The sequence below is a fragment of the Pseudomonas sp. HMWF006 genome (assembly GCF_003061205.1).
GTDB lineage: Bacteria > Pseudomonadota > Gammaproteobacteria > Pseudomonadales > Pseudomonadaceae > Aquipseudomonas > Aquipseudomonas monsensis.
Genome location: NZ_QAIU01000187.1, coordinates 6,571 through 12,374 on the forward strand (window position 1 = coordinate 6,571; position 5,804 = coordinate 12,374).

General features: G+C 60.7%; 5 protein-coding genes. 4 read left to right on the top strand and 1 reads right to left on the bottom strand.

Features of this window, described 5'->3' with window-relative positions:
• The 3 genes from DBR24_RS07395 to DBR24_RS07405 form a co-directional block, all read left to right on the top strand.
• Window positions 1-754 (top strand): cytochrome-c peroxidase (locus DBR24_RS07395; protein ID WP_256591324.1); only part of this gene is annotated, 754 nt, incomplete at its 5' end.
• On the top strand, window positions 751-2,565 hold the full coding sequence (locus DBR24_RS07400) for a DAHL domain-containing protein (protein WP_128614362.1): 1,815 nt from the start codon (window positions 751-753) through the stop codon (window positions 2,563-2,565). The genes DBR24_RS07395 and DBR24_RS07400, both read left to right, overlap by 4 nt.
• Complete coding sequence (locus DBR24_RS07405; protein ID WP_128614363.1) at window positions 2,562-3,965, top strand: ATP-binding protein; 1,404 nt, start codon at window positions 2,562-2,564, stop codon at window positions 3,963-3,965. Before DBR24_RS07400 ends, DBR24_RS07405 begins: the two co-directional genes overlap by 4 nt.
• Window positions 3,966-4,258: 293 nt before the next feature.
• Here the strand turns inward: DBR24_RS07405 and DBR24_RS07410 are convergent, their stop codons facing one another.
• Window positions 4,259-5,080, bottom strand: a complete 822-nt coding sequence (locus DBR24_RS07410; protein WP_128614364.1) for a carbon-nitrogen hydrolase family protein — start codon at window positions 5,078-5,080, stop codon at window positions 4,259-4,261.
• 124 nt (window positions 5,081-5,204) lie between these two features.
• On the opposite strand from DBR24_RS07410, the gene DBR24_RS07415 reads away from it, so the two are divergent.
• Window positions 5,205-5,804 (top strand): helix-turn-helix transcriptional regulator (locus DBR24_RS07415; protein ID WP_128614365.1); only part of this gene is annotated, 600 nt, incomplete at its 3' end.

A 5,804-nucleotide genomic window follows, 5' to 3' on the forward strand; every position in this document is an offset into this window, starting at 1 on the left:
GCTGGACAAGAACGGGGCCGACAACCGTGCCCTGTCACTGGGCTTCGACGGCCAACCAGTGGCCGTCAACACGCCGACCGTGTTCAACGCCGCCCTCAACTTCCGCCAGTTCTGGGATGGCCGTGTCGAAACCCTGGAGGAACAAAGCAACGTCGTCATCACCAGCCCGCATGAAATGGGCAGCGACTGGAGCACCGTCCTCGAGCGGATCGCCACCGACCCCGACTACCGCCGCGATTTCGCCGCCACCTACCCGGACGGCGTGACCCGGGCCAATGTCCAGCAGGCACTGGCCAGTTTCGAACGCACCTTGCTCACGCCCGACTCGCGTTTCGATCAATACCTGCTGGGCAATACCGACATCCTCACCCTGGAGGAAAAGTACGGTTACCAGCGCTTCAAGGAATACGGCTGCATCGCCTGCCATCAGGGGGTGAACATCGGCGGCAACATGTTCCAGAAATTCGGCGTGTTCGGCGATTACATCGCCGATCGCGGCCACCCGACCGTGGCCGATCAGGGCCGCTTCAACGTCACCGCCGACGAAGCGGATCGGGCCGTGTTCAAGGTGCCGAGCCTGCGCAATGTCGCGACCACCGCACCGTACTTTCACGACGGTTCGGCGCCCACCCTCGAGCAGGCGGTGGACGTGATGTTCCAGTACCAGTTGGGGCGCATGCCGAGCGAAGAAGACAAGCGGCTGATCATTCTGTTTCTCAAAACCCTCACCGGCCAATGGGCAGGCAAGCCATGATCAACGTCTCCCGGCGACGCAGTCTGCTGTTGCTCACACTGGTCGTGCTGGTACTGGCCTCGGTCCTGCTGTTTCTGTATTTCAAGTCCAGCTCCGACCAGACCATGACCTACACCGAATCGCGGGACCTGATCCGGCAGATCAAACAGCAGAATTCGCAGTGGGAAAACGAGATCCTCAAGGCCAGGGTGGCGCTGACCCACAACTACGACCCGCTGGTGTCGCCGATGAACGAGATGAACCGGCTCTGGGCGCGCTTCGACGCGATTGAGTCCGGGCACGGTCGCAACAACTCGGCGCAATGGAACGACGCTTACCAGGGTTTCCTGCAGGCGATGCAGGAAAAGACTCGTCTGGTTGAACAGTTCAAATCGCACAACGCGCTGTTGCGCAATTCCCTGGCCTTTTTGCCCACTGCCGAAGACGACATTCAGGAGCAATTGGCCAACCTGTCGGACCTGGATAAATTACAACTGCAGAACATCACCACCGACACCTACGACCTGCTGCTCAGTGCCCTGGAGTTCGCCCAGGTCACCTCCGTCGAACGGGCCGCCGACATCGAGGTCGGTCTGAACAAACTGAAGATCAATGCGCAGCGTCTGCCACCGGCGTTTGACGCCCCGATCAAAATCATGAGCAGCCACATCAGCCTGATCGCTCGCGAGCAGCCCGTGGTCAATCAGTTGCTCGAGAGCATCGAAAACATTCCCGTGGCCGACCGCCTCGACACCCTGACCACCATGCTCGATCGCGACCAGCAGCGCGCCGACCGGATCGACCGGCAATACCATTTCTACCTGCTGCTGTTTTCGGTGCTGTTGATGTTGTCACTGGTGTGGCTGGGCATCCGCCTGATCGGCAGCTTCGCCGAGATCAACCGGGTCAACAGTGCCCTGCAAACGGCCAACGATGCCTTGGAGCAACGGGTCGAGGAGCGCACCCGCGAACTCAGGGACGCCCAGAGCGAACTGCTCGACGCGGCACGTCAGGCCGGCATGGCGGAAATCGCCACCAATGTGTTGCACAACGTCGGCAACGTGCTCAACAGCGTGAACATCTCCAGCGACCTGATCACGCGCAAGCTGCGCAACAGCAAGACCCAGGGCCTGGGCAAGGCCATGCAACTGATCAACGAGCACCCGGATGACCTCGGCGCCTTTTTCAGTGAAGACGCCAAGGGCAAATTACTCCCCGGCTACCTCAATCAACTGGTGGTCGCGATTGCCCAGGAACAGCAGGAAATGCTCGACGAACTGAACCAGATGAACAAAAGCGTCGACCACATCAAGGACATCGTCGCCACCCAGCAATCCTATGCAGGGGCCAACAGCATGACCGAGCCGCTGTTTATCAACGAACTGCTCGAAGACGCCCTGCGCATGAACGCCGGAGCCCTGACCCGACACCATGTCACGGTGGTCAGGGAATACGCTGATGTGCCCCAGGTGATGGGCGACAAACACCGCTTGCTGCTGATCCTGATCAACCTCATCAGCAACGCCAAATACGCCATGTCCGACCTCAGCAACCGCCCCCGCACCATGACCCTGGCGGTCAGGATCGTCGATGACAACTTCCTCGAAATCAGCGTCAAGGACGATGGCGAAGGCATCGCGCCGGAAAACATGACGCGGATCTTTGCCCACGGTTTCACCACCCGCAAGGAAGGCCACGGCTTCGGCCTGCACAGCTGTGCCCTGGCGGCCATCGAGATGAACGGCCACCTCACCGCCCACAGCGACGGACCGGGCACGGGGGCGTTGTTCACCTTGCAGATTCCCCTGATCAGCGTCACGGAGAACGCATGAGCGAGCTGGCCAATCGGCGCATTCTGCTGATCGACGACATGCCGTCGATTCATGAAGACTTTCGCAAGATACTCGCGCCGCCGGCGGTGCAGTCAGTGGAGCTGGACGAGATGGAAGCGGCCCTGTTTGGCGCTCAGCTTCGTGCCGAACGGCCGCCGTTCGAGCTGGACTCGGCCTATGGCGGCGAGGAAGGTCTGGGCAAGCTGGTGCAGGCCTTGCGCGAACAACGCCCCTACGCGCTGGCCTTCGTCGACATGCGCATGCCCGATGGCTGGGACGGCGCGAAAACCATCGAACATCTGTGGCAAGAAGATCCGCAGCTGCAAGTGGTGGTGTGTACCGCGTACTCGGATTACTCCTGGGACGAATTGCTGGAGCGGCTGCACGCCCACGATCGCCTGCTGATCCTGAAAAAACCGTTCGATAACATCGAAGTCCAGCAGATGGCCAACACCCTGCTGACCAAATGGCAGATGACGGAAAAGGCTTCGCTGCAAATGCATCATCTGGAACACCTGGTCGATCAGCGCACCGCCCAGCTCAGAGAGGCCAGCGAAGAGCTGCGCCGGGAAATCGACGAGCGCAAGCAACTGGAAGGGCAACTGGTGCAGTCGGAGAAACTGGCGTCCTTGGGGCAACTGGCGGCGGGCGTGGCCCATGAAATCAACAACCCGATCGGTTTCATTTCCTCCAACCTCGGCACCCTCGACGGTTACTTCAAGCAATTGCTGAGCATGCTCGACGCCTACCAGGCGCTCGGGGATCCCCTGGACAAAGAATCCGCGGCGCGCCTGGAACAATTGCGCACAGACGTCGAACTGGATTTTCTCCTCGAGGACATTCCCGTGCTGATTCGCGAGTCCAAGGAAGGCATCGGCCGGGTCGGCCAGATCGTCAAAGACCTGAAGGATTTCTCCCGGGTCGACACCAATCAGCAATGGCAGTGGGCGAATCTGCAGCAGGGCATTGAATCGACCCTGAACATCGTCGCCAGCGAACTGAAATACAAGGCCGACGTGGTCAAGGAATATCAGACACTGCCGGACATCGAATGCCTGCCCTCGCAAATCAATCAAGTGATCATGAACCTGGTGGTCAACGCGGCGCAGGCGATGGGGCCGGAGCGCGGCACCATCACCTTGCGCACCGGCCAGCAGCAAGACCTTGCCTGGGTTGAAGTGGCCGATACCGGCTCGGGAATTGCCCCGGACACTCTGCAGAAAATCTTTGACCCGTTCTTCACCACCAAACCGGTGGGCCAGGGGACAGGGCTGGGTCTGTCCCTGTCCTACGGCATCGTGAAAAAACACGGCGGCAAGATTTCCGTGCGCAGCGAATTGGGCGTCGGCACGACCTTTCGCGTCGAACTGCCCATGCGCCAGAACCGCCCCGCCGCTTGACGGTGTTTCAGATGTCAGCACCGCCAGGTGATCAAGGCTGACCATCAGCCGAATGTCATTGGAGTGAAGGCAGAGCCGGGTTCGGCGAATGTTTCGGGGGTGGCCTGATATTTTTATCGGGCTTAGGGGGGGGTAGATCTCCCTGGGTTCAAGTCCTGAGCACAGCTTGAATTCGCAGATTCAGAAACCTGAATTCGACTCGATCCTTCAGGTCGGCGCACCTCGAACAATCCACTCGGTCAGTCCCTCTCGCTCCGGTACATACAGGGAGAGGGCTAGGGTGAGGGCCGCGGTTAGCGGTGTGGAATCAACAATTGGCGAACACCATCGCTCCGCTCCACCACCTCCCCCGGCAGCTTCAAGCGCTGATCATCCAGATAGCAGTAATCCTTGCGCGCAATCTCCAGTTGCGCGACATCCAGTTCAACGCTGAACGTCCCGGCTTCACGCCCCGCTTCGAACAGCATTGTCCCCAGCGGATCGACCAACGCACTGCCGCCGGCAAACATCAAACCGTCATCGCCGGCCTCGACCCGGTTGACCATCAGCGCGAATGCCTGATTCTCCTGGGCGCGCGCCATGATGGCGGTGCGGTGAGTCGGGGCATACGGGTCCATGTTGCCGTTGGTCACGATCAGCAACTCGGCGCCGAGTTGCGCCAGCGCACGGGCGGACTCGGGGAACTCGATGTCGTAGCAGATCAGCAGGCCGACACGTACGCCATTCCACTCGCACGTGGCATAACGATCGCCCGCCTCGAACACGCCGCGATCGGAGGCCCACAGGTGGGTCTTGCGGTATTTCAGGGCGATGCCTTCGGGGGTGAGCAGCAGCGTGGTGTTGTAGAAGTGCCCGTTGTCGTGCTCGGCCATGCCGATCACCACCGCAACATTGCGTTCGCGGGCGGCGACCAGCACGGCGCTGATGGTCGGGCCGGCCACCGGCTCGGCGATTTGCGCCACGGTGTCAGCGCTCGGGAAGCCCATCAGGTGGGTTTCCGGGAAGACGATCAGTTGCGTATCGGCGGCGCACGCGGCGATCACCGCGAGGGCACGTTCGAGGTTGTATGCCGTGTCGTTGTCACGGCCCGCCAGTTGGGCGAGTTCGACTTTCATCGCGAGTCCTTGTGGTCGTGGCCGGGCGCGGAAAGATTGCCCGGTGGCTGTCGGTGGGCCAGTATGCGCAGCAAGCGACCGGCCAGGGAATCACGCGGCCGGGGTAACCCGATAGGGGTAGTCCATGTCCGTTTCGTTTGATGACATCACCTGGCACCGCGCCGTCGGGCAATTGATCGACGCGCTCGACAAGCCGAATTTCTGGGCGCAACTGGTGCGTCTGCTCGACCAGTACGTGGCGTTCGATAGCTGGGTCGCGCTGCTGTTCAGCGCCGACCGGCACCCGCAGGTCTTCGCCGAATGCCCCGGCGAAGACGGCCGTCCCGATCAGTTGTTTCAGGATTACCTGCGCGGTCTGTACCGGCTCGACCCGTTCTACATCGCCTGTCGCGAACAATCGCGTAGCGGGCTGTATCGCCTGTCCGAAGTGGCGCCGGAGCATTTCGAACTGACCGAGTATTACCAGCGATACTTTCGTCTGAATGTGGTCGCCGACGAAATCCAGTTCAATTGCCAGCTCGAAGGCGAACGCACGCTGTGCCTGTCACTGGGCAGTGAAAAACGTTTCACTGGCGAGCAGATCGCTTTGCTGTCATTGATCCAGCCGTGGGTACTGGGCCTGTTGCGCCAGCGCCTGCCTTACGAAATCAACGAAACCGTGGCCCTCGCTGTAACACCTGCACCGGTCGACTGGCGGGTGCAACTGGAGGCCTCGGTACAACAA

Coding starts and splice junctions, on each gene's coding strand:
- DBR24_RS07400 (WP_128614362.1), top strand. CDS start 751: ATGATCAACGTCTCCCGGCGACGCAGTCTGCTGTTGCTCACACTGGTC.
- DBR24_RS07405 (WP_128614363.1), top strand. CDS start 2,562: ATGAGCGAGCTGGCCAATCGGCGCATTCTGCTGATCGACGACATGCCG.
- DBR24_RS07410 (WP_128614364.1), bottom strand. CDS start 5,080: ATGAAAGTCGAACTCGCCCAACTGGCGGGCCGTGACAACGACACGGCA.